Origin of the sequence: Metallosphaera javensis (ex Hofmann et al. 2022) (assembly GCF_022064045.1) — an archaeon.
Lineage (GTDB): Archaea > Thermoproteota > Thermoprotei_A > Sulfolobales > Sulfolobaceae > Metallosphaera > Metallosphaera javensis.
This window is the reverse complement of record NZ_JAKNCW010000079.1, coordinates 1-239: the sequence shown is the minus strand read 5'-3', so window position 1 is coordinate 239 and position 239 is coordinate 1. Positions and strand designations below refer to the sequence as shown.

The 239-nt window shown below is 68.2% G+C and carries 1 protein-coding gene; it reads right to left on the bottom strand.

Going from position 1 to position 239, the window contains the following annotated elements; genetic code table 11:
* Window positions 1-239, bottom strand: a 239-nt coding sequence (locus tag L3N51_RS12470) for a hypothetical protein (protein WP_320057134.1), incomplete at both ends; no start/stop codon positions are given.

Genomic DNA, 239 nt, shown 5'->3' with positions numbered 1-239 from the left:
GTGCGCGCCCTCCCGGACCTGGGCATGGTCTTTCAGCAACCGCGCGGCGCGCACGCAGAGGTCGTCTGCGGGCAGTTGCTCGGCGAGGTCCTCGCGGCTGATCTGCCCGTCCTGGCGGAGCTCGAAATGCAGGGTGTCGCACCAGTCGATGAGCATGAACACCGACTGCAGCAGGTGGTAGCCGTCGGGCCGCCGTCCGGTGATGTGCAGGAAGAGGTTGAGCTTGGCCGGGGCCGGAA